Origin of the sequence: Mesorhizobium sp. WSM4983 (assembly GCF_029625765.1) — a bacterium.
Taxonomy (GTDB): Bacteria; Pseudomonadota; Alphaproteobacteria; order Rhizobiales; family Rhizobiaceae; genus Mesorhizobium.
In genome coordinates this window covers 1-488 of the sequence record NZ_JARTVM010000005.1, presented here as the reverse complement: position 1 = coordinate 488, position 488 = coordinate 1, and the positions used below count along the sequence as shown (strand labels likewise).

The following is a 488-nucleotide window of genomic DNA, read 5'->3' as shown; positions in this document are numbered from 1 at the left end:
ACTGGCGCCACCGGCGATACCGGGGCAACAGGTGCCACCGGCGCCACGGGCGATACCGGAGCAACGGGAGCAACCGGCGCCACCGGTGATACCGGAGCAACCGGTGCGACCGGAGCAACCGGCGCCACAGGTGCGACTGGCGCCACCGGCGATACCGGGGCAACAGGTGCCACCGGCGCCACGGGCGATACCGGAGCAACGGGAGCAACCGGAGCAACCGGCGCCACAGGTGCGACCGGCGCCACCGGTGATACCGGAGCAACGGGTGCGACTGGAGCAACCGGCGCCACAGGTGCCACCGGCGCCACCGGTGATACCGGAGCAACCGGCTCGACCGGTGCGACCGGAGCAACAGGTGCGACTGGCGCCACCGGCGATACCGGAGCAACAGGTGCCACCGGCGCCACGGGCGATACCGGAGCAACGGGTGCGACTGGAGCAACCGGCGCCACAGGTGCCACCGGCGCCACCGGTGATACCGGAGCAAC

1 protein-coding gene is annotated in these 488 nt (G+C 71.9%); it reads left to right on the top strand.

Annotated features, from left to right (window positions below; all coding sequences use genetic code 11):
* Positions 1 to 488, top strand: a 488-nt coding sequence (locus tag P9254_RS16265; protein WP_278103890.1) for a hypothetical protein, incomplete at both ends; no start/stop codon positions are given.